This window comes from Chitinophaga jiangningensis (genome assembly GCF_900142605.1).
In the GTDB taxonomy this organism is placed as follows: Bacteria; Bacteroidota; Bacteroidia; order Chitinophagales; family Chitinophagaceae; genus Chitinophaga; species Chitinophaga jiangningensis.
Genome location: NZ_FRBL01000006.1, coordinates 115,015 through 136,452 on the forward strand (window position 1 = coordinate 115,015; position 21,438 = coordinate 136,452).

Annotated in this window: 14 protein-coding genes; 9 read left to right on the forward strand and 5 right to left on the reverse strand. The window is 48.6% G+C overall.

Features of this window, described 5'->3' with window-relative positions; genetic code table 11:
* The first annotated feature begins 13 nt into the window (after positions 1 to 13).
* From BUB18_RS15965 to BUB18_RS15980, 4 genes are all read left to right on the forward strand, one after another.
* Entirely contained in the window at positions 14 to 2,551 is a 2,538-nt protein-coding gene (locus BUB18_RS15965) for a glycoside hydrolase family 95 protein (RefSeq protein ID WP_073082977.1), read from the forward strand.
* Positions 2,552 to 2,563: 12 nt separating this feature from the next.
* Complete coding sequence (locus BUB18_RS15970) at positions 2,564 to 4,438, forward strand: alpha-L-fucosidase (RefSeq protein ID WP_073082979.1); 1,875 nt, start codon at positions 2,564 to 2,566, stop codon at positions 4,436 to 4,438.
* Between the two features lie 33 nt (positions 4,439 to 4,471).
* Positions 4,472 to 5,638: an alginate lyase family protein gene (locus BUB18_RS15975; protein WP_073082981.1), complete on the forward strand. Its 1,167-nt coding sequence runs from the start codon at positions 4,472 to 4,474 to the stop codon at positions 5,636 to 5,638.
* A gap of 149 nt (positions 5,639 to 5,787) precedes the next feature.
* Positions 5,788 to 6,021, forward strand: a complete 234-nt coding sequence (locus BUB18_RS15980) for a hypothetical protein (protein ID WP_073082984.1) — start codon at positions 5,788 to 5,790, stop codon at positions 6,019 to 6,021.
* Here the strand turns inward: BUB18_RS15980 and BUB18_RS15985 are convergent.
* Positions 6,018 to 7,319: a tetratricopeptide repeat protein gene (locus BUB18_RS15985; RefSeq protein WP_073082986.1), complete on the reverse strand. Its 1,302-nt coding sequence runs from the start codon at positions 7,317 to 7,319 to the stop codon at positions 6,018 to 6,020. The two genes, BUB18_RS15980 and BUB18_RS15985, sit on opposite strands and share 4 nt — an antisense overlap.
* Positions 7,320 to 7,514: 195 nt before the next feature.
* On the opposite strand from BUB18_RS15985, the gene BUB18_RS15990 reads away from it, so the two are divergent.
* On the forward strand, positions 7,515 to 8,438 hold the full coding sequence (locus BUB18_RS15990) for a FecR family protein (RefSeq protein ID WP_073082989.1): 924 nt from the start codon (positions 7,515 to 7,517) through the stop codon (positions 8,436 to 8,438).
* 38 nt (positions 8,439 to 8,476) lie between these two features.
* Positions 8,477 to 10,522, forward strand: a complete 2,046-nt coding sequence (locus BUB18_RS15995) for a glycoside hydrolase family 2 protein (protein ID WP_073082991.1) — start codon at positions 8,477 to 8,479, stop codon at positions 10,520 to 10,522.
* A gap of 248 nt (positions 10,523 to 10,770) precedes the next feature.
* On the opposite strand, the gene uxuA is transcribed toward BUB18_RS15995, so the two are convergent.
* The 3 genes from uxuA to BUB18_RS16010 form a co-directional block, all read right to left on the reverse strand.
* Entirely contained in the window at positions 10,771 to 11,946 is a 1,176-nt protein-coding gene (gene uxuA, locus BUB18_RS16000; protein WP_073083822.1) for a mannonate dehydratase, read from the reverse strand.
* Positions 11,947 to 12,191: 245 nt separating this feature from the next.
* Positions 12,192 to 13,511, reverse strand: coding sequence for a glycerate kinase type-2 family protein (locus BUB18_RS16005; RefSeq protein WP_073082994.1), 1,320 nt, complete (start codon positions 13,509 to 13,511; stop codon positions 12,192 to 12,194).
* Positions 13,512 to 13,583: 72 nt separating this feature from the next.
* Entirely contained in the window at positions 13,584 to 14,009 is a 426-nt protein-coding gene (locus BUB18_RS16010; RefSeq protein ID WP_073082997.1) for a hypothetical protein, read from the reverse strand.
* A 197-nt stretch (positions 14,010 to 14,206) separates the two neighbouring features.
* Between BUB18_RS16010 and BUB18_RS16015 the strand changes: the two genes are divergently transcribed.
* Together BUB18_RS16015 and BUB18_RS16020 are read left to right on the forward strand one after the other, a co-directional pair.
* The gene (locus BUB18_RS16015) at positions 14,207 to 17,254 is read left to right on the forward strand and encodes an amidohydrolase family protein (protein WP_083550114.1); all 3,048 of its coding nucleotides are present in this window, start codon (positions 14,207 to 14,209) and stop codon (positions 17,252 to 17,254) included.
* Positions 17,255 to 17,278: 24 nt separating this feature from the next.
* Entirely contained in the window at positions 17,279 to 18,556 is a 1,278-nt protein-coding gene (locus tag BUB18_RS16020) for an amidohydrolase family protein (RefSeq protein ID WP_073082999.1), read from the forward strand.
* 86 nt (positions 18,557 to 18,642) lie between these two features.
* On the opposite strand, the gene tyrS is transcribed toward BUB18_RS16020, so the two are convergent.
* Complete coding sequence (tyrS, locus tag BUB18_RS16025) at positions 18,643 to 19,926, reverse strand: tyrosine--tRNA ligase (protein WP_073083002.1); 1,284 nt, start codon at positions 19,924 to 19,926, stop codon at positions 18,643 to 18,645.
* A gap of 261 nt (positions 19,927 to 20,187) precedes the next feature.
* Here tyrS and BUB18_RS16030 point away from each other — a divergent pair, with 261 nt between their 5' ends.
* Positions 20,188 to 21,267, forward strand: a complete 1,080-nt coding sequence (locus BUB18_RS16030; protein ID WP_073083005.1) for a hypothetical protein — start codon at positions 20,188 to 20,190, stop codon at positions 21,265 to 21,267.
* The last annotated feature ends 171 nt before the right edge of the window (positions 21,268 to 21,438 follow it).

Consider the following 21,438-nt stretch of genomic DNA (forward strand, 5'->3'; position numbering starts at 1 on the left):
AATCTACTCCGTTATGAAATACTTTGTAACCATCGGCCTGTGTATCGCTGCAAGCGCTGCACAGGCTGCCACACCTGATTCGCTGCTGAAGCTCTGGTATAAACAACCAGCTACCCAATGGGTAGAAGCCCTGCCACTCGGCAACGGCCGCATAGGCGCCATGGTATTTGGTGGCACTAAAACCGAAGAACTGCAGCTCAATGAAGGCACCATCTGGTCAGGCACTCCCCGCGACGGGAACAATCCTAAAGCCAAAGAGCTGATGCCGCAGCTCCGCCAGCTGCTCAATGAAGAAAAATATATGGAGGCCGATAAGCTCTCCCGTGAAATGATGGGCAAATACAGCGCCCGCTATCTCACGCTGGGTAGCCTCTTCCTCGAAAGCGATATTCCGGCGGATGTGCAGGATTACCACCGTGAGCTGGATTTGAATACAGGTATCAGCACTGTGAAATTTACGTATAACGGTATCGCCTACACGAGAAAAGCATTCATCAGCTATCCTTCACAACTGATGGTGGTTCGTTACACTGCCAGCAAACCTGGCGCCATCACTTTCAATACCCGCTTTGCCAACCCCATGCCGCATAAAAACAGCGTGGTGGACAGGGCAACGCACTACATCGCCATGGAAGGCACCTGTCCTTCCTACGTGGCAGCCCGCGCTTACGAAAAAGAACAGATCGTTTACGGCAAAGGAGAAGATGGGAGCGAGCCGGTACGCTATGCCGTGCATTTACAGGCACGTTCCAAAGATGGAGTGATTAAGGAAGATACCAGCGGTATCCAGGTGAAAAACGCGACTGACGTAACGCTGCTGCTCTCCATCGGTACCAGCTATACCCGCGAAGGTAACCACGGCAACCCTTTCCTGCGCGCCAAAGAAGCACTCACAAAAGCAGCGGCTCAAAACTTTGATCAACTGTTAGCCATACACGAAAAAGATTATACCACGCTCTTCAAACGTGTGAAACTGGACCTGGGCGACGATGGGAACGCACAACTGCCCACCGACAAGCGTTTGATGGACTACACCGCCGCCGGTGGTAACCGCGATCCACAGCTCACTGCACTGTTATATCAGTACGGCCGCTACCTGATGATCTCCGGTTCCCGCAAAGGCGGTACCGCCATGAACCTGCAAGGCCTTTGGAACAAGGAAATGCAGCCACCATGGGGCTCTAACTACACGATCAATATTAACACACAAATGAACTACTGGCCGTCTGAAACAGCTAACCTGTCCGAATGTACGGAGCCACTGTTCAACTTCATCTCTTTGCTGGCTAAGAACGGTCGAACCACTGCCCGTGTCAACTATGACGCCAACGGTTGGGTAGCGCATCACAATTCTGATTTGTGGGGCATGACTTACCCTGCGGGCGGTATCGACTTTAAAGATCCAAATGGAAACCCTAAATGGGCACACTGGCCAATGGGCGGCGCATGGCTTACCCGCCATTTGTGGGAACATTACCAGTATACAGGCGATAAAAAATTCCTGGCAGAAGTTTATCCGCTACTGCAGGGCTCCTGCGAATTTATGCTGTCGTTCCTCACCCGCGATGCAAACGGGTATTGGGTAACCAGCCCTTCCACCACACCTGAAAATAATTTTTGGGTAGATGGTAAGCAAACAGGGTCTGTCAGCATCGCCACCACCATGGACCTTTCTATTATCCGCGACCTGTTTAACAATACCATCAATGCTTCCAGGGCATTGGGTAAATATCCTGAGTTTGAACAACGGCTGCAAAAAGTACTCAGTGAAATGTATCCGTTCCACGTAGGCCAGTACGGCCAGTTACAGGAATGGTATAAGGACTGGGATGATCCGAAAGATCATCACCGTCACGTATCACACGCCTACGGCCTTTTCCCGGGGAACTTTATTTCTCCGCGCAGGGATACGGTACTATCGGAAGCGGTTAAACGAAGCTTGCTGTTGCGTGGAAATGATGGCACAGGATGGTCTAAATCATGGAAAATTAATTTCTGGGCACGCCTCGAAGACGGAGATCATGCATATACAATGTTGAACCAACAGTTGTTTTTGGCTACGTCACAGGCTGTAACAGTGAATGGCAACAGCAGTGGCTCCTATCCAAATCTCTTTGACGCACATCCGCCATTCCAGATCGACGGGAACTTTGGCGTGACTTCCGGCATCACCGAAATGCTGCTGCAAAGTCACGACGGTACACTGTATCTCCTGCCGGCCTTACCAGCTGCCTGGCCAACCGGTTCCGTAAAAGGGCTGAAAGCAAGAGGAGGATTTGAGGTGGATATGGAGTGGAAAGATGGTCAGCTGACCAAAGCAGTAGTGAAATCGGCACTGGGCGGTAACTGCCGTATCCGCGTGAAACAGCCCGTTCAGATCCCTGGCGCTAAAACCGCTACCGGAACAAATACCAACAAATACTATGTACTGGCCATGAAAGGCAATACCGAAGTGAAAGACGCTTCCAAACTGCCGGACCTGAACCTGAAATCAGTATTTGAGTACGACCTGCCCACCACGGCCGGTAAATCTTATTCCATCAACCGCTAAGCAATATCTACTATGCACGTTCTGAAAAACTTAGCACTTAGTATAGGCCTCAGCGTTATTGCCATCCCGGCTATTTCCCAGTTTAAGGGAGATGATGACGGCGTATTGAGCCAAAAGGCTGCGGAGCGCGATAAGGCTGCTATCAACGCCGCTGTGAATGGTTGGTGGACGGCCAGCATGAAAAATCATGACCAGCGCATTGCCTGGTGGAGAGAAGCCCGCTTCGGCTGCTTTATCCACTGGGGCGTATACTCCGTACCAGGCGGCCTCTGGAAAGGAAAGAAAGTCGGTGGCTATGCCGAACACCTCATGCGCAAAGAAAAAATTTCAAGAGGAGAGTACGACTCTCTGCTCATACGCACATTCAATCCGGTAGATTTTGATGCGGAAGCATGGGTAAAGCAGATAAAAGCCGCAGGGATGCGTTACGTGATCATCACCGCCAAGCATCACGACGGTGTAGCCATGTATCCAACCAACATTGGAGATTACAGCATAAAAAACTCAGCGTTTAAAAGGGACCCCATGGCCGAGCTGGTAGCAGCCTGCCACAAAAACGGGCTTAAATTCGGATTCTATTATTCCCATGCCTTTGACTGGGAACATCCGGATGCCCCCGGCAACGACTGGGATTACGATAACCCGGGAGGAGATAAAGATCTTCACGGTGGCCGTAACTGGTACGACGTGCATCCGGAACTGCTGCCTAAAGCAGTGAAGTATGTCAACGAAAAATCCATCCCACAGATCAAAGAGCTGATTGCGAAATACCATCCGGATATCCTCTGGTTTGATACACCGCATAAGTTACCCCTTAGCGAAAACATCCGCATCCTCCAGGCCATCCGTTCGGTGGATAATAACGTGGTGGTAAACGGCCGACTGGCGCGCAGCAGCGATTATTCATTCGGTGACTATATCAATACGAGCGACCGCCCGGCGGAGTTTTACCCGGTACACGACGACTGGGAAGCAATACCAACCACTAATGAATCGTACGGCTATTCCCGTTACGATGAAAGTCATAAACCGGTTTCCTTCTTTATACGGCTGCTTGCGAAAGCCGCGGACCGTGGAGGTAACCTGCTGATGAATATAGGGCCGGAAGGCAATGGTGTAATAGATCCCAGAGATACAATCATATTACACGGCATTGGCGAATGGATGCAACGATATGGAAACAGCATATACGGCACAAAAGCATCACCATTGCCTATTCAGCCCTGGGGCGAGGTTACAACAAAAGATAACCGGTTGTTCCTGCACGTATTTTCGTGGCCTGCCAATAAAACACTGACAGTTGGCGGTTTACAGGGTAAGGTGAAAAAAGCCTGGCTGATGAATACCAAAACAGCCCTGAAAACCACAGTTGTCAATAATGGTACGGATGTAAATATTTCCCTGCCGGCAACGGCACCGGACAGCATTAACAGTGTGGTGGTAGTGGAAATGGAACAGATCAAACCTACGGAAGCCACGGTATCCCGGCTGCTGGATGGTACCGGTGTTACTAACCGTTTACTGGCCTACGATGCGCAGTATCGAAAAGGTTTAACCAAAGGCGATGGAAAAATTGCCGGTTATTACGTGGCGGACATCGCCAACCCCGCTGATCAGCTGACCTGGAAAGTGCGTGTTGCAAAAGCAGGTACTTATAACGTGTCCGTCAAGTATTTCAGCAGCAAACCGGATGCTAAGTTTGATGTAAAAGCTGGTGCTCACTCCCTGCAAGGCCGCACCAATCAGAAGAAAGGCATTGTAACAGAAAAGCTCGGTGTGTTGGAACTCGCTGCCGGAGAAAATGTAATCGTGTTGGCACCAGCTTCCGCTAACAATGAGGAAATTATGAAGGTATTTGAGCTGCAGCTCGATGCCGCAAATAAATAGCGCTGGCTGCAACCTGCGCCAAATAACTACAACATGACAAAACGCTTATTACTTTTTTCTTTCCTGATTATAATGATGACCCTGACCGCCGGCGCTCAAAAGCGCTGGCGGGATCAGGTGATAAAAGACATGCAGCCTGCTATCCTCGAAAGAGCCGCCTGGGCCAAACAGCAGCAGCCGGAAACGATTACAGCGTATAGCTGTGCCCGTAGTGCCGGCGGTGTGCATGACTTTTACTCCGAGGGCGACTACTGGTGGCCAAATCCTGTAAGTCTGGACAGTCCTTATATTCAACGTGACGGGCAAAGTAATCCGGAAAATTTTGTGGCGCACCGCCAGGCCATGATCCGGTTTAGCCGTGTCATGGGTGCTCTGGCAGCGGGTTATATGGCAAGTCAGGATAAAACCTATCTGGAGCAGGCGCTCGTGCATGCCAAAGCCTGGTTTGTGAACGCTGATACGCGTATGAATCCTAATCTTCGCTTTGCACAGGCGATTAAAGGCCGGGCTACCGGTCGCGGCATTGGTATCATCGATACCATTCAGCTACTGGAAGTAGTGCAGGCACTGCGCATCATGGAGAAGGCCGGAATGGTGCCAGCAGCAGACCTCGCCGCCATTAAATCCTGGTTCAGTGAATACCTGACATGGCTCACCACCCACCCGTACGGGAAAGATGAAATGAATGCAGCCAACAACCACGGTACCTGCTGGGCAATGCAGGTAGCAGAATTCGCGGTGTTTACCGGTAATGATACGCTCACCCGTTTCTGCATCGACCGTTATAAAAATGTATTGCTGCCTGCACAGATGGCGAACGACGGCAGCTTTCCGCTAGAGTTGAAACGTACTAAACCATACGGCTACTCGCTCTTTAACCTGGATGCGATGACCACCCTTTGTCAGATTTTGAGTACACCAAAAGATAACCTCTGGAAGTTTACCGCTGATAAAGTGAAAACCATCAGCAAGGGTATATCCTGGATGTACCCTTATGTAAAAGATAAGAGCACCTGGCCTTTTGCGCATGATGTAATGTATTGGGATAACTGGCCGGTGGCACAACCATTCCTGATTTTTGGCGCTGCGGCCTATAACAATAACGACTATTACAAAACCTGGCTGCGACTGGATCACGACCCACAGGTAGAGGAGGTGTTAAGGAATATGCCGGTTAGGAATCCTTTGATATGGCTTTAAAAAAGTCAAAAAACAGGACTTTTTTTCAAGAAAATCGAAAAAATGGGCCGCTGGCAGGCCCATCATTTCCAAAACGTTAAATCTATAGATATTGTTATTTTTAACAATATAAATTCGTAATTTCAACGTCTATGCAAAAACTTTAGATTATGAGTTGGATGGACGACCTCTACGTCATTTATCAGAAGCTGGATGCCAACAGCTGTCAGGAGGTAAAAAAAGAAATTATCAAAGCCCAGTTAAACGGCTGTAGCGATGGCACGATTTACTATCTTGTATTACAACAATTAGTAAAACTAAAGGGCGACAAAGCGCCGGTATATGAACTGATTAAAGGTGAGGTGGAAAGTATTATTCACGCACAGAGCGCCTACGCATACTAAGCTTTTAATTCTTCAATCAGCTTCTGCACCTTCAGGTAATTAGGAGCACCTTCCGGAATTTTTAGGAGCCATTCAAGGCATTCCTGTTTATGGCCTTCTCTGAGGTAGCTCAGGGCAAGGTAGAATGCTGCTTCGTAGCGGATTTTATTATTACCGTTATATACGGTAAGCAGATCCTGACGTGCGGCAGCGAGCTGATTCAGGTCTACCAGGCACACGCCGCGGTAATAGCGGGCGTATATGTTATCCGGATTGGCTGCCAGTTCCTTGTTCAGTAACCGGAGGGCATCACTGAAGTGGCCCCGGTTAAATTCCTTTTTTACTTCATCAGACAGGCCCAGGGTATCATTTTCCATCGCATGCATTTCGGTGGAGGAAAACTGACTGTAAATATTCTTGCGCCAAGGGCTGATGTACAGCAGGGTGGCCAGGGTAATGGCAATGATGGCTATGCCTATCACGTAATTACGTATAGGCGTGATGGAGTTATCTTTTGCTGCAAACCAGGTGTTGCGGTGAGCGTACAGCTGGTGTTGCAGTTCATCTCTTTCTGTATCCGTACATATGCGTTGGGCAAGGAGCTGGCGGATCATGTCGAACCGTTTTACCTGGTTAGCCAGGGGAGGCGTTGCTTTCAGCTTTTCAGCGTATGCGCTGCGGGCAGCCTCTGACATGATGCCGCATAGGAACGCGTCTGCGGATTGGATTTCAGATTCCAGCATACTATCCACCGGCTTCAATTCCCCGTCGATGCGCAGAAAAAGGTTTTTGAAGCAGGAGGCCCGGCGGGCAGGCAAATCTTTTACAGGTATTTTAGTTTCGGCAGCAATATCTTCCTGGAGGCAATCCGTAAGTGCCCAGCGGATCAGCTCCTTGCAGTCGTCACCTAATTGCAGGTATTGGTGGTAGGCCACTCTTCTTTTTTCACCTTCTTTCAGCACATCTTCCAGGTCCTGCATATCTTCCCGGCTGAGGGCAGCCGTTTCGTCCGGCTCCAGCCCCGGAATGCGTGCACCCCTGCGCTCTACTTCCTTTTCCCAAACCCGCTTGCACAACAGGATAAGAAAGGCTTCAAACGAAGCAACCTTCAACGGATGGCGGCGTACAAAAAAATAAATATCCAGCAGCACCTCCTCGAAGATATGTGCTGCATCGCGTACTGTTCCTCCTTTTTGCTGGATAAAACGTTGCGCTTTTATCGCAAAGCGTTGATAGATAGAATCAATAACATCTGCCTCGTGATGAAGTAATCCGTTAATATAATCCTGTTCGTTGCTTGTTAATGATTCAGGTGTCATACGTTGGGGATTTTACCTGTTCTCTGATTACTAATTTATTAAACCTTACAGAGCTGACCTAATTATTTTATTCTGCCCCTCACATGTAGATTTTTCCTATATTAGCTGCCGCATTGCAATCTATGTATGCAATGCGTAATAGGACAGAGACTTCAGAGAATACACCTCAGGTCTTGTACAGGAGGGAACCTAATTATGTACCAGCCGACTACTGATGCTACTGATCTGATTGTTCGATTTATTAATGCACCTCACGATCCCCAATTGCAGGATCAGATAGCAGCTTTAAAGAATCAGGGACCAGAGCAGGCCGCTTATGTTGAAAAGTTGTTGCAGGATTGGTTACAGGATGATATGCAAAGAACTGTGACCACCAGGCCAACAAAGAAAATAATCCCGATATGTAAATGGTGCGCAGTGGTAGTAATACTGCTGCTCGCGGTAGGTTGTTACCTCCACTTCCGGAGCCGTTCGAGCCTGATCGTGAGTGCCAATCAAACAGGTTATATCGATTCATTTCTGCTGGCAGATGGCAGTAAAGCCATCCTGAACAGCAGTGCCAGTATTGCCTACCCTAAAAGTTTTGATAAGGAGCTCCGGCAGTTGTATATGCAAAAAGGTGAGGCCTTTTTCGCTGTCCCTGTGAAGAACGACCAACCCTTCGAGCTGATCGTGGGCGAATCCGTGCACCTGAAATTGGATGCCGCCGCATTTAACGTGCGCATGGATAAAAATAAAATTGCCGTATATGTAACGGATGGAAAAGTGAAAATGAAAGGAGAGGGGGAAGAGGAGCTGCTGCTAACACCCGGGTTACAGGGCATTTACAGCCCAAAAGGACTGGAGCAGGAAATCATGGTCAGCGATGGTGCATTGGCCTGGAAAACCGGCCGCCTGCGGTTTACAAACGTGCCTCTTAAAGAAGTATTACAAGTGATCCGTAACTATTACGATATCCAGGTAGAGGTGCCCCCATCTGCACATACCATCCTCAAAAAGAAGGTAACCGCCAATTTTGAATCCGAAGGCGCGGAGAAAGTACTGGAAGTCGTGAGTAAAAAAATTGGTGTCTATCTTACAAAAGATAAAGAAGGAAGATATTATCTTACACTGAAGTAACTAGCCACATACAGGCACATTCTACCAACAACGTGAACATGAAAAAACAATTCATTGCAGGACTCATCTTGTCCGCATGTATCCAACAATCGATTGCGCAAAGCCGTACTGCCGTGCCTTTCAACCAGAACTGGCAGTTCACCAAAGCGGATTACACGCCCAAGGACAGCGCCGTACCACACACCTGGGAAACAGTCAACCTCCCGCATACCTGGAATAACAGAGATATGCAAGCCGGAAAAGATTTTTATGCAGGCAACGGCCTCTATAAGAAAACACTGGAGCTCGACCCCGCACTGCAAAACAAACAGGTATACCTCCGCTTCGAGGGCGCTGGCCAGGTAGCTGATGTGTATGTGAATAATAAATTCATCGGGCAGCACAGGGGCGGCTACAGCGCCTTTATCATGGATATTTCGGCAGCGCTGAAGTTTGGCGCGGAAAATACCATCCTCGTTAAAGTGAATAATGAGCCCCGAAAAGACGTAATCCCGATTAATAACAACCTGTTCGGCATCTATGGCGGCATTTACAGGCCCGTGCAACTGCTGATTCTGGATAAATTACATATCTCCACCACAGATAACGCCTCCCCGGGGGTGTATATACGCCAGCAAAACGTAAGCGCGGCCGGCGCTGATATAACGGTTACGACTAAACTAACTAATCGTTATGAACAGGCGCAAACGGCCCAACTCAGCACCCGCATCTACACACAAAAAAATGAACTGGTAAAGGATTTAAAAAAGACGATCCGTATACTGCCACAAGGGCCGCAGCAATTTGAGCAACCAGTACACATTGGCCAGCCGCACCTTTGGAACGGCCTTAAAGACCCGCACCTCTACAAAGTAGTAGTGACCCTCATTGGAGCCAACGGCCAGGTGATAGACGAGGTAACCCAGCCACTGGGCATCCGTAAATTTGAAATAAAGCCAGGCAAAGGCTTTTACCTCAACGACCAGCCTTACCGCCTATATGGCGTTTGTCGCCACCAGGACTGGTGGGGCTACGGCAGCGCCCTCGAAAACTGGCAACACGCGCAGGACCTGGAAACCATCCGGGAAATAGGCGCCAATTCCATCAGGTTTGCACACTATCAACAGGCCGATTACATCTATGCCAAGTGTGATAGCATCGGCTTCGTCATCTGGGCAGAAGTTCCTTTTGTAAACGCCGTATCCGGCCAGGAAGGTGATAATGCAAAACAACAGATTGCCGAGCTGGTAAAACAGCAGTATAATCATCCCTCTATTTATACCTGGGGTATGCACAACGAGGTGTACGAAAAAAGGCCTTCCGATTATGTGCGTGCACTCACCGCGGAAATGGTGGATATCGCCAAATCCATCGATCCTGACCGCTATACGGTGAGTACCAACGGTTACGGCACTATGAGCCGCCCGGAAAACCGCCAGGGCGACATACAAGGGATGAACCGCTATTATGGCTGGTACGAAGGCAATACACCCGACCTGGAGCAATGGGTGGCAGGCCTGGAAAAAGATTATCCGGAACATAACGTGGTACTCGCCGAATACGGAGGGGATGGTAACATCTTCCAACACGCTGAAACCCTACCGGAGGTGGAATACAACGGTGCCTTTATGCCGGAAGAAAGAGAAACACGCATACATGAAATTCAATGGGGCATTATTGCCAAACATCCCTACCTGGTATCTTCCTACCTGTGGAATATGTTTGATTTCTGTGCGCCCATGTGGAGCAGGGGCGGTATACCCGCCAGGAACATGAAGGGAATGGTCACCTTTGACCGTCAAACCAAAAAGGACGTGTTTTACTGGTACAAGGCCAACTGGAGCCAGGAGCCGGTGGTATACATCTCCGACCGCCGCCTGGTGGAAAGAAAGCAACCCGTAACCACCGTCACTGTATACGATAACATCGGCACACCCGTATTAACCTTAAACGGTAAGAAACTACCTGCCCCTAAAGCGGGTACCACCAGTGTACATTATGTATATGAAAATGTGAAACTAAAGAAGGGGAAGAACCTGTTGGTGTGCACGGGTGTGAAAGATGGTAAAACCTACACGGATCAGGTGGAGTGGGTATTAAAGTAATTTGAAATCATCGATTGATAACCTCATTCACCCCGCAGGTATCATGAAAAAAATAAAAGCCTCCTGTGCAACACAGGAGGCTTTCTCTTTGGAATAATATATTAAAGCAGCAGCTGCTGTACCTGCGATTAGCGGTCGCCGTATTATTCAGTCACTGTTTCTGCTTTGGCGTAATATCTCAAACCGGCGGTAGTATTGCTGATCCCTACCTTGAATCCTTGCACGGTTCTGATATTGGTGGATTTAAGTCAATCAGCGCTCAACGCACCGGCGATACCCATTTCCAGTCCACGCAGCTCAGCCAGCCCACGGAGGCGGCCAATAGCGCTATAGCCCGGATTAGTTTTCTTATGCAGATCATCCAGCATCTGGTGGCCATGATCCGGGCGCATTGGAATCACTACATTGCGGCGTTTCATGGTGAGCAGGATGTTTTTGATTACATGGAACATATCTACATCGCCTTCGAGGTGGTTGGCTTCGTGGAAGTTGCCCAGTGCATCACGTTGCGTGCTGCGGAGGTGAATGAAGTGGATATGATCACCCAGGCGCTCTACGATGCCCGGCAGGTCGTTATCAGCGCGTACGCCGTAAGAACCGGTGCAGAAGCAGAGGCCATTGGATTTATAGGGTGCTGCTACCAGCAGTTCTTTTGCATCTTGTTCGGTACTTACCACACGTGGTAACCCAAAGATCGGGAATGGAGGATCGTCCGGATGAATAGCGAGTTTCACACCTACCTCTTCTGCTACCGGTGCAATTTGTTGCAGGAAGTAGAAGAGATGCAATTTCAGTTGAGTTGCATCAATACCTTTGTAAGTATCCAGTGCAGCCTGGAATTGTGCGAGCGTGAAAGACTCCTCAGAGCCCGGCAATCCTGCAATGATATTTTTTTGCAGCAGTACTTTTGCCTCCGGTGTCATGCTGTCGAAATGTTCTTTAGCACGGGCGATCTCTTCTTCAGAATAGTCTTTTTCGGCATTCGGGCGTGCGAGAATGAACAGGTCAAACGCCATGTAGGCGGCCTTTTCAAAGCGCAGTGCTTTGGAACCGTCTTCTACGGTGTAAGCCAGGTCCGTACGGGTCCAATCCAGTACCGGCATAAAATTGTAGGTAACAATTTTAATACCGCATGCCGCCAGGTTACGGATGGATTGCTGGTAATTGGTGATATATTCCCTGAAACGACCTTTTTGTGTTTTGATGTCTTCATGTACGGGAATGCTTTCCACTACTGACCATTTAAGGCCCGCAGCTTCGATCAGCGCCTTGCGCTGCATAATTTCTTCTTTCGACCAAACCACTCCGTTAGGCACATGGTGAAGCGCTGTAACGATGCCGGTGGCACCTGCCTGTTTGATATCAGACAGACTAACCGGATCATTAGGCCCGAACCAACGCCATGTCTGTTCCATTCTCAGCATATTGCTATTAGATTTATAATTCCAAAAGTAAGTGATCCAAACCCCAAAAATAAAATCAATCTGCACATATACAAAGTTTAAATTGAAGAAATAATCAGTGCACTATTTTTTGTGCCCCACTTCCTGCATCAGCAGTGATGATCCTGCCGGAATTCCCGGGTGGCGCTGTGTGCATTTCTGATGGATGCAGCCCGCGCGCAGCGTGGAACTCCGCGGAACAATACTGAAGGTGTTGTTCAAAAATACTAGGTAAGCAACACAATCTGAATATCCATCACGTTCGTTTGCGTAGCACCTGTAATAAACAACCGATCCACCTGGTTAAAAAAATTCCAGGCATCGTTATTATCCAGAAAAGCAGCGGTATCCAATTTCAGCAGGGCAGCCTGCTGCAACGTGTAGGCATCTGCGATGGCCCCGGCGGCGTTGGTAGGCCCGTCCGTACCATCTGTACCGGCGCTGAGGAAAGTGAGGTGGTCCCCTTTGTATCCTTTGTCCTGTAAGGTTTTCACGATCGCTAATACCAGCTCCTGGTTACGCCCACCTGTTCCGTTGCCCTTAATGGTAACCGTAGTTTCTCCACCCTGCAACAGGCATACTGGCACTTTCTTATCGTATTCCAATGCAGTATTCGCCAATTTTTCTCCCGCAACTTTTGCTTCGCCGGCAATAACATCTCCCGATAATATTACCTCATAACCCAATGCAGTAGCCTGTTTGGCGGCAGCATCCAGGGCCACCCGGTTGGTGCCGTTCAGGTAATTGTGCACCTGTTTGAAAACGGGATCACCAGGTTTAGGTGTTTCCGGTACTTCGCCTGCAAGGCCTTTACGGAAATGAGTAAGCACCGGCACAGGGACCTTTGCGGTTAGCTGATAATGTTCCAGGATATGCATCGTTTGCGCAAACGTAGAAGGGTCGGGCACTCCGGGGCCTGAGCCAATCACTTCCAGCTTATCTCCCGGCACGTCGCTTATTACCAGCGTACATAACGTGGCCGGATATATGCGCTTGGCCAGCTGCCCGCCTTTAACGGCGGAGAGGTGTTTACGCACGGTGTTCATCTCTTCGATGTTGGCACCGGAATGTAGTAGTAACTGAAAAAGTTGTTGCACATCCTGTAAGGTGCAACCCTCCGGAACATCCGCCAGCAGGGCAGAAGCGCCACCCGATAGCAACAGGATGACCAGGTCGCCGGCCTGCAGGTCACGTACAGCCGCCAATATTTTTTGGGTGGCCAGTACACTGTTTTCGTCCGGCACCGGGTGGGCTGCCTCCAGCAATTCGAGCTGTTGTAACGGCAACGCATGCTCGTATTTTGTAACCACCACCCCGCTGAAGGGCCAATGAGGCAGCAAAATATTTTCCAATGCCTGTCCCATTGCTGCCGCAGCTTTGCCGGCACCAATCACCACTACCCGGTTGTGAGGTGTAAGGGGAAAGGTATCGCCGTCAAAGCTGATACCCTGCTGGTCCGCTGATACCGTTTCCCGGATCAGCTGCTGCGGATGCACCGCAGCCACCGCAGCGTTAAAAATCTTTTGTATATCCTCGAATGGGTGCATGGTAAATAAAAACAGCCACTCAAAGGTAGTAGTGGCTGTTACAATATTTTTTTAGTGAGATGTAAATGCTGCTTACTGAGGCTGCCCTTCCTTTTTCTGTTTTTTCTTCTCAATTTTTGCCTCCAGGTGATCCTGCTTGTTCAGCGTCCAGTCCGTCCATTTCTTGTATTGGGGAGCTGTCAGCACTGTTTTAAAACGCTGGTTCCGTTCGTTGTTCAATGCATTGAGTTCCGACATGGACTTTGCATTATTCTTTTTACTCAGTTTAATATTTTCACTCTTCTTCTCTATGTCGAGGTTGATGGCGTAAATCTCTTTAGTTTGCGCTTTCGACAATTTAAGTTCCCTGCTGATCTTATCAGTCATTTTATCGGCTACTGCTTCCGGCGTCCAGCGGCCGCGTGCGGCGCTGCTGTCTTTCTCCTGGGAATGAGCGGCAGTAAGGCTGAAAGCCCAGCTACTCAGCAATAATATGGCATATGCGGTTAATTTCTTCATAGTCAGATAGCATTGAAACAAACATAACGGCTATTCGTAATTTAAATTATCCCTTTTTCGTGTGAATCCAAAATGTTTATCAGGATCTTAAGTATCCCCTTCATACCATTTATAAAAAAATCGATTTATTACTGGCATCCGCTGGGATGATTTGTTAAATTTAGCCCCAAAGTCTAAATCGTATAAATATAGTTTTCATGAAAAAAGCTTTTGAGAAACCCGGGCTGGTATTACCCTCCCGCGGATTAACCTATGCCCTGAAGCGGCATCGCAGTCAGCTGTTGCTGGCGGCACTGCTGCTGGCCGGCACCCATGCCGGTGCACAGGTCACCTTCCCAACAAACGGCATCTCCGAACCTAAAGAAGGCTGCTACGCCTTTACCCACGCCACCATTGTAAAAGATCCGCAAACCACCGTTACTGACGCCACCCTTGTGATCAGGGACGGAAAGATCGTGGACCTGGGGCCTGGTGCTGCCATCCCTAAAGATGCAGTAGTGGTGGACTGCAAAGGAAAGTACATTTACCCTTCCTTTGTGGATATCTACAGCAGCTACGGCCTCGGAGAACCGAAGAGAGGTGGCGGCTCCTGGAATGCAGCGCCACAGTTTCTCTCCAACACCAAAGGTGCCTACGGCTGGAACCAGGCAATAAAAAGCGAAATAAATGCCGTGAGCCTCTTCAACACGGATGCTGCCAAAGCAGCATCTCTGCGCAGCGCAGGCTTCGGTACGGTGCTCACGCATCAGCAGGACGGCATCGCCAGAGGTACCGCCTCCCTCGTTACCCTCGCTGACGACCGGGAAAACAATGTGATTATACGCGAAAAAGCTGCATCCGCTTTTTCTTTCGATAAGGGTACCTCCACCCAAAACTATCCCAACTCACTGATGGGCACCATCGCCTTGCTGCGCCAGACATTCCTGGACGGGCAGTGGTATAAATCACGCCCAGCAAAAGAAGGGGTGAACCTCAGTCTGCAAGCCTGGAACGATAATCTCCAGCTGCCACAGATTTTCGCTGTAAACGATAAATGGGACGCCGTACGTGCCGATAAAATCGGAGACGAATTTGGGGTACAATTCATCATCAAAGGTGGTGGTAATGAATACCAGCGCATCAGCGACATCGCCGCTACCAGGGCTGCTTATATCCTGCCGCTGAACTTCCCTGTTGCCATCGACCTGGAAGACCCGTCAGACGCACGTTTTGTAGCCCTGGCTGATATGAAGCACTGGGAAATGGCACCTACAGAACCCGCCGCGTTTGAAAAAGCAAACATTCCTTTTGCCCTCACCGCCGCCGACCTCAAAGATGTAAAGCAATTCCTGGCCAACGTACGCAAAGCCATCGAATATGGCCTGTCAGAGCAAAAAGCACTGGAAGCACTTACCAAAACGCCCGCCACACTGATCAAAGCATACGATAAAGTTGGTAGCCTGGAACCTGGTAAACTGGCGAACTTTCTCATAGCCTCAGGGCCGGTGTTTAAAGAAAATACCATCTTATTACAAAACTGGGTACAAGGGAATAAGTACCAGCTGAAAACTGAAGGCTGGAGCGATGTGAGAGGTACCTATGCCATTAACTTCAGTAACGGTCAGGCCTATACGATCGAAGTGAAAGGCGCCGCTGACAAACCACAGGTATCCCTCCTGCAGAAAGATACCCTCAGCGGAAAAATCGATATCTCCGATAAACTGGTCAACCTGGTACTGCCACTCAGCAAAGGCAATAACAACGGCCTTCGCCTCAGCGGTATCATAGGGCAGGATAAGTGGATGGGCACTGCGGCTGATTCTGCCGGCAACAACCTCCGCTGGACGGCCATGCTCACCAAACCATTCCAGGAGAAATCAGACTCCGCTAAAAAGAAACCAGCTGCCGAAATCGGCCAGCTACTGTTTCCATTTAACGGCTACGGATGGGATAAACTGCCGCAACAACAGGACCTCCTGATCAAAAACGCCACAGTATGGACGAACGAAAAAGACGGCAAGCTGGAGAATACGGACGTACTCGTTAAAGGTGGAAAAATTGCACAGATAGGAAAGAACCTCACCGCCGGGAACGCCCGTGTGATCGATGGTACAGGCAAGCACCTGTCCGCCGGTATTATCGATGAACACTCCCATATCGCCATTTCAAAAGGCGTAAACGAATCCTCACAATCCGTAACTGCTGAAGTGCGTATAGCCGATGTAGTGAACCCGGAGGATGTGAATATCTACCGCCAGCTGAGTGGTGGCGTTACCGCCTCGCACCTGCTGCATGGCAGCGCCAACGCAATCGGTGGCCAGAGCCAGTTGATTAAACTGCGCTGGGGACAGTCGGCCGAAGAGCTGAAAGTAGCCGGCACCGACGGTTTCATCAAATTCGCACTGGGTGAAAACGTGAAGCAGTCCAACTGGGGCGACAGAAACACCGTTCGTTTCCCTCAAACCCGTATGGGCGTGGAACAGGTATACATGGATGCGTTTACCCGTGCCCGTGATTATGAAAAGCAGGGTGCCGGCAAACGTCGCGACCTGGAGCTGGACGCGCTCGTGGAAATCCTGAACAGCAAACGTTTTATCACCTGCCACTCCTATGTACAGAGCGAAATCAATATGCTGATGCATGTGGCAGATACTTTCCATTTCCATGTAAATACATTCACGCATATCCTCGAAGGATATAAAGTGGCGGATAAGATGAAAGCCCATGGCGCTGGTGCCGGTACGTTTGCGGACTGGTGGGCGTATAAGATGGAGGTTCAGGATGCGATTCCACAGAACGCCGGCATTATGCATGAAGTGGGTGTAGTGACTGCCATTAACTCTGATGATGCGGAAATGGCGCGTCGTCTGAACCAGGAGGCCGCCAAGAGTATTAAATACGCCGGCGTATCCGAAGAGGATGCACTGAAAATGGTGACGCTGAACCCTGCGCGACTACTGCACGTGGACAACCGTATGGGCAGTATTAAAGTGGGCAAGGATGCCGACCTGGTACTGTGGAGCAACGAGCCGCTGAGCATTTATGCAAAAGCTGAAAAAACTATTGTGGATGGTATCGTGGAATTTGACCGGGAGTATGACCTGCAGCTGCGTCAGCGTATTGCAGCAGAACGTAGCCGCCTCACTTCCAAACTGCTGAATGAGAAGAAAAAAGGTACCCCGGTGGAAAAAGCCGCTTACCGCCCGGAAGAAATCTACCATTGCGAGGACCTGCAAGGTGGCCATCAGCATGAAGTAATCCAGTAGCCGTTTATTTTAATCAAGCAAAAAATGAAAAGACAATATATCATATATACCGCCGCCCTGGCCATGTTGCTGCATAAAGCGCAGGCGCAGGAAACCGTGTTGCCGGCGCCGGCACAGCAAAAACCGGTGTACCTGACCAATGCCACTATACATGTGGGTAACGGGCAGGTGATCAGTAATGGAACCATCGGGTTCGATAAAGGAAAGATCATTGCAGTAGGCAGTACTGTTAGTGCTGCCAGCAACGCAACCGTGTATGATCTGAAAGGGCAGCACGTGTATCCCGGTGTGATTGCGCCGGAGTCGAACCTTGGCCTGGTGGAATTTGAAAGTGTGCGTGCCACAAAAGATGAAAGGGAGGTGGGAGAAATCAATCCATCGGTGAGGTCGTTGATTGCGTATAACACGGATTCTAAGGTTATCAACACCCTGCGGTCCAACGGTATCCTGCTGGCCAGCGTTACCCCTACAGGCGGGATTATCAGCGGTACTTCCTCTGTAGTACAGTTGGACGCCTGGAACTGGGAAGATGCGGCGTATAAAACGGATAATGCACTGCATTTGTTTCTGCCACGACTCGTGTCGGTAGGCAGTGCCAGCAATGATCCGCTGAAGAATTCACTGGCGCAGGTGGAGAGTGTGCGCAGTTTTTTCAGAGAAGCCAAAGCTTACCTGGCGGAGCCGAAACATACTGCCACTAACCTGAAATACGAGGCCATGCGCCGCCTGTTCAGCAAAGAGCAGAAACTGTTTATCCATGCAGAACTGGAAAAGGAAATGCTGCTGGCTATTGACTTTGCGAAGGAGTTTAATGTGGATGTAGTGATAGTGGGCGGTGCCGATTCCTGGCGGATTACAGACCTGCTGAAGGGTAACAATATTGCAGTAATCCTGACGCAACCACATAGTTTACCACTTATGCAGGATGATGATGTGGACCAGCCATATAAAACAGCGGCGCAGCTGCAAAAGGCGGGTGTACTGTTTTGCCTGAGCAATGAAGGTTTCTGGCAGCAACGTAACCTGGGTTTTGAGGCGGGTACGGCGGCTACTTACGGACTTACCAAAGAGGAGGCCTTATCTGCAGTAACGTTGAACGCGGCTAAAATTTTGGGTATCGATCAGCAAACAGGTACGCTGGAAACCGGCAAGGATGCGAATATTGCAGTAAGTACCGGGGATATGCTGGATATGAAGTCCAGTGTGATTACACAAGCGTTTATCCAGGGCCGTGAGGTGAATCTGGATAATAAGCAGAAGCAGTTGTACGAAAAGTATAAGAAGAAATATGGGTTGAAGTAAGTGCTGTTAACAAGCATCCCCCGTCGCCTTGGGCCACGGGGGATGCCATAAAAAAAACGAGTCCTGAAGGGGCTCGTTTTTTTATGCTATATCGCTTTCAGCAGATAATAATTTTTCTTTCCTTTTTGTATGAGGATATATTTATCTCTCAGCAGCGCTTCTGTGTTCACCACTTTGTCAATCCCTTCAACTTTTACTTTATTGATGCTTACTCCGCCACCTTGTACCATTTTACGGGCTTCTCCTTTGCTTGGGAAGATGCCGGTGTCGGCCAGGAGAGAAACAATGTCCTTGCCTGCTTGCAGCTCGGCTATGGCTACTTCCATTTGTGGAACACCAGCCATTACGTCCAGCAATTGCTCTTCTGTGAGTGAGAGCAGCAATTCAGCAGTATCGTTTCTGAACAGCATTTCAGAGGCCTGTACTGCAAAGTCATAAGCCGCTTCACCGTGGATGAATACAGTTACTTCTTTTGCGAGGCGTTTTTGCAAAATGCGTTTTTCAGGTGCTTCACGGTGTTGTGCAATCAGTTCTTCCACTTCCGGTTGGGTGAGGAAGGTGAAGATTTTGATGTAGCTTTCAGCGTCTACGTCAGTGGTGTTGAGCCAGAACTGATAGAAGGAGTAAGGAGAAGTGCGGCTGCTATCCAGCCATACCGTACCTGACTCCGTTTTGCCGAATTTGGTACCATCTGCTTTTTTGATGAGTGGGCAGGTAAAAGCAAAGGCTTCTCCGCCTGCTTTACGACGCACCAGCTCCGTACCTGTTACGATGTTGCCCCACTGGTCGGAGCCACCCATCTGCAGTTTACAGTTTTTGGCGGTGTAGAGGTGGAAGAAGTCGTACCCCTGGATGAGCTGATAAGTAAATTCAGTGAACGACATCCCATTTTCGCCTTCCAGTCTCTTTTTTACAGAGTCTTTGGACATCATGTAGTTCACGGTAATATGTTTACCGGTATCGCGGATAAAGTCGAGGAAGGTGATATTTTGGAACCAGTCGAAGTTATTCACCATTTCCGCCGCGTTAGGCTTGGCAGGGTCGAAATCGAGGAATTGTTCCAGTTGGGCCTTGATACCGGCTACGTTTTTAGCCAGTGTTTCCAGGTCCAGCATTTTTCTTTCTTCTGCTTTGAAGGAAGGATCGCCCACCATTCCGGTAGCACCACCTACTAATGCCAGGGGTTTGTGACCTGCCTTTTGCAGGTGTACCAGCAGCAGGATAGGGACCAGGCTGCCGATGTGCAATGATGCTGCAGTGGGGTCAAAGCCGATATAAGCAGTGGTCATTTCCTTTTGCAGTTGCTCTTCAGTGCCGGGCATCATATCCTGTAGCATGCCACGCCAGCGCAGTTCTTCTATCAGATTCATGAGTCTAAAAATTTGTCAATTTTGCAAACCTACTGAAATAATAGGAATGGTTTTTTATTAAATAGTTACATGCACACCCACATGGAATTTTAAGGATTATTCTAGATGTGTAGTTTTTTTATAATCAATTAATTAACAGTATTATAGTGCTTTCAATCTATATCAATTTTACAAACCCTAAAATTTCATATAAAGGGTTCGTGTACATCTTTTACTTTTGCAGACTTTATAAAGTAATCTTATAAACCATCGGATATACCCATGAAACAATTGTTGATAACTGGACTGGCGGTTGTAGTGTGCCTGATTTCCTGCTCGAAGAAAGAGTCGGGTACCACTCCTGAAACGCAACCACCGGTAGATACACCGGCAAAAAGTACTAAAATATATACTGCTACTGAGTTAACTGCCGCATCTGTGGCTTACCACGGCTCCATAATTAAAGGTGATTTGCCAGGTGCTTCTACGGATGCTGATGCGCCGGTGTTGGCTGCCGATATGGCTACGGCAACATATGTGGCCATCGCAAACCGTTATATCATTATACCTTTATTATTGACGAAGGGTACTGCTGCGGGCGTAAATGCAAAGTTTGAAGGAGCAGATGCCTATTTTAGTGTAGACTTCTCCAAACCCCTACAGGCCCGAGTAACTGAACCAGTAAATGCCTTTAGCAGAGATGAACGCCAGGCTGACTCGCTGCTGATGATCCGGATTCCTGAAAATATAAGTAACAGCGAATTTAAACTACTGGTAGCTGTGAAAGATGCCGCAGGTAATGTAAGTAATACCGTAAATCTCAAAGTTACCCTGTTTAACACAAAATATGATACTACAATAAGGGCACTGTCTGGAAGGTGGTACAATAGCCGTTACAGAGCAAGTGATTTATTGCAATGGTCAAGTAGTTATGCACCAGTAGTAAGTAATACTGAGGTGAGGTGTGTGGATAATAAACTAATCAGAGGTTGGGTTGCTGGTGTTGAGCCGTATGAGATTTTGAATAATCGCTACGTTCTGAATAACGAGTATATGCAGTTTGATACGGATGGGAGTGGCGTCAGCGAAATGAGTGATTCCACATATATACTCTCTATCAACAATAGTACCTGTGATAAGCCATTTTACAATGTTCAAAAGCGTGTTAAAAAGAGCTACTTTGGTTGGTACTATCATACAGTTACCAAGCGATTTTACAGGGTCGACGAAGTGATTAACGGTGCATACCCGACTGATATTACAGTATTTGTTGTAAATGCTACATTAGAGAACGGCAACCTGATATTTACTGATGAGAAAGGATGGCAAACAGAATATGTACGTTTAGAGCCTACTCATTAAAAGACAATGTATTAAGCGTGGTTTTCCTTAATACAGAAAGCCACGGATTTTTATTTCCCCAAATACGGTTTCTGTTAAAAATGAATATTGTAAGTTAAATCTTGTTGATGGTAACAGGACTTCGGAATAGGTCAAAAAGTGATAGTTATACAACTAAAAAGTTCGCACTTC

Bases quoted from the DNA above. Each gene is read 5' to 3' on its own strand.
- BUB18_RS15965 (WP_073082977.1), top strand. From the start codon at position 14: ATGAAATACTTTGTAACCATCGGCCTGTGTATCGCTGCAAGCGCTGCA.
- BUB18_RS15970 (WP_073082979.1), top strand. From the start codon at position 2,564: ATGCACGTTCTGAAAAACTTAGCACTTAGTATAGGCCTCAGCGTTATT.
- BUB18_RS15975 (WP_073082981.1), top strand. From the start codon at position 4,472: ATGACAAAACGCTTATTACTTTTTTCTTTCCTGATTATAATGATGACC.
- BUB18_RS15980 (WP_073082984.1), top strand. From the start codon at position 5,788: ATGAGTTGGATGGACGACCTCTACGTCATTTATCAGAAGCTGGATGCC.
- BUB18_RS15985 (WP_073082986.1), bottom strand. From the start codon at position 7,319: ATGACACCTGAATCATTAACAAGCAACGAACAGGATTATATTAACGGA.
- BUB18_RS15990 (WP_073082989.1), top strand. From the start codon at position 7,515: ATGTACCAGCCGACTACTGATGCTACTGATCTGATTGTTCGATTTATT.
- BUB18_RS15995 (WP_073082991.1), top strand. From the start codon at position 8,477: ATGAAAAAACAATTCATTGCAGGACTCATCTTGTCCGCATGTATCCAA.
- uxuA (WP_073083822.1), bottom strand. From the start codon at position 11,946: ATGCTGAGAATGGAACAGACATGGCGTTGGTTCGGGCCTAATGATCCG.
- BUB18_RS16005 (WP_073082994.1), bottom strand. From the start codon at position 13,511: ATGCACCCATTCGAGGATATACAAAAGATTTTTAACGCTGCGGTGGCT.
- BUB18_RS16010 (WP_073082997.1), bottom strand. From the start codon at position 14,009: ATGAAGAAATTAACCGCATATGCCATATTATTGCTGAGTAGCTGGGCT.
- BUB18_RS16015 (WP_083550114.1), top strand. From the start codon at position 14,207: ATGAAAAAAGCTTTTGAGAAACCCGGGCTGGTATTACCCTCCCGCGGA.
- BUB18_RS16020 (WP_073082999.1), top strand. From the start codon at position 17,279: ATGAAAAGACAATATATCATATATACCGCCGCCCTGGCCATGTTGCTG.
- tyrS (WP_073083002.1), bottom strand. From the start codon at position 19,926: ATGAATCTGATAGAAGAACTGCGCTGGCGTGGCATGCTACAGGATATG.
- BUB18_RS16030 (WP_073083005.1), top strand. From the start codon at position 20,188: ATGAAACAATTGTTGATAACTGGACTGGCGGTTGTAGTGTGCCTGATT.